This window comes from Treponema bryantii NK4A124 (assembly GCF_000421345.1).
Taxonomy (GTDB): Bacteria; Spirochaetota; Spirochaetia; order Treponematales; family Treponemataceae; genus Treponema_D; species Treponema_D bryantii_B.
This window is the reverse complement of record NZ_ATWV01000028.1, coordinates 1-1,458: the sequence shown is the minus strand read 5'-3', so window position 1 is coordinate 1,458 and position 1,458 is coordinate 1. Positions and strand designations below refer to the sequence as shown.

Genomic DNA, 1,458 nt, shown 5'->3' with positions numbered 1-1,458 from the left:
TGAAGTGCACCCAAGAAATTGGACACTTTAACTAGGCTGATTTTAAGGACTGATTCCTAAATTGTAAAGGGGTCAGTCCTTTGAATTTAACCTTAATTCTTTTTTCGTTGTACCAAGTAAGATACTCTATTAGTTCTTTCTTGAAATGCTCTACAGATTCAAACTCCTGCAAATATAAAAGTTCTGATTTTAATAGTCCAAAGAAATTTTCCATTACAGAATTATCAAGACAGTTTCCTTTTCTGGACATACTTTGTCTTATTCCTTTCTTTTTCAAACGTTCCCTGTAATTGTACATCTGGTACTGCCATCCTTGATCTGAATGTAAAATCAAATTTGTACCGTCTGGTATCTTTTCAAAAGCCTTGTCTAGCATATCTGTTATCTGTGAATAATTTGGGCTCTCTGATAAATTCCAACTGACCAAAGATTCATCATGTAAATCTAAAATTGGTGAAAGATATAATTTCGTTCCAAAGAGATTGAACTGAGTAACATCTGTAACCCATTTCTGATTTGAAGCAGTAGTAGAAAAATCTCTTTTTTCTTTTCCATTTTCAGTTATGAGCAAAAGATTTTTTGCAATTCTTCCAACTTGTCCTTTATATGAATTGTATCTGTGAACTCTTACCTTGCAGACTATGTGTTCTTCATGCATCAGTTTCTGAATTACTTTATGATTTATCTTATATCCACGACTCCTAAACGCTGATGTAATACGTCTGTAACCATAACGTTCCTTGCTTTCATTAAAAATATCATGAAGAAGTTTTCGTTCTTCCTGATATTTTTCCTGTTTAGGATGTTTTTCAGAATAATAAAAAGAACTTCTAGGTAATTTTGATAGTATTAATAAATCATGAACAGAAATTTCTGACCTTAATTCGCTGCAGGCTCTGAGTTTTCTTTCTCTTTCGCCTTTGTCTGTTCCTGTTCTTCTTGAATTAAGGCCCATAATTTTTTTAGGTATAGATTCTCCGCTTTTAATGCAGCTAATTCTTCATCCTTTGTCCATTCTTCTCTTGGCTTGTCTGGTATTACACTTTTTGGCATTTTTGAAGTCCTTCCTCTCATATCTTTTAGAGCTGAAATGCCTCCTGTTATATATTTTCGTCGCCAGGCACCTACAGTTCCATGTTCAGCTATTCCAAATTTTATTGCTGTCTCTCTGTCAGATAGACTATATTCTTGTTGATAGTTTAATACTTTTAGCTTGAATTCTGAACTAAAAACTGTAGTTTTTGATTTTTTATTAATGAATCCGTTCGTGTTGTATTTCTTTACCCATAATTTTATCAAACTGATATTAATTTCTAAATCTCTTGATAATTGCCTTACAGGTATTTCTTCTTCAAGATGTTTTTTTATAACTGACATCTTAAAAGCTTCTGTGTATTTGGACATAAAAAATGCACCTCCAAAATTAAACTTTATGTCTAACTTTTGGGGTGCACTTCA

The 1,458-nt window shown here is 32.4% G+C and carries 2 protein-coding genes; both read right to left on the bottom strand.

Translation table 11 applies throughout. The features are described 5' to 3' along the window. Positions 1–31 precede the first annotated feature (31 nt). Positions 32–955 (bottom strand): IS3 family transposase, encoded by a 924-nt coding sequence (locus G626_RS0114825; RefSeq protein WP_022933567.1) that lies wholly within the window; start codon positions 953–955, stop codon positions 32–34. Beyond that, entirely contained in the window at positions 880–1,404 is a 525-nt protein-coding gene (locus tag G626_RS0114820) for a transposase (RefSeq protein WP_022933566.1), read from the bottom strand. Before G626_RS0114820 ends, G626_RS0114825 begins: the two co-directional genes overlap by 76 nt. Between the last annotated feature and the right edge of the window lie 54 nt (positions 1,405–1,458).

Coding starts and splice junctions, on each gene's coding strand:
- G626_RS0114825 (WP_022933567.1), bottom strand. CDS start 955: ATGGGCCTTAATTCAAGAAGAACAGGAACAGACAAAGGCGAAAGAGAA.
- G626_RS0114820 (WP_022933566.1), bottom strand. CDS start 1,404: ATGTCCAAATACACAGAAGCTTTTAAGATGTCAGTTATAAAAAAACAT.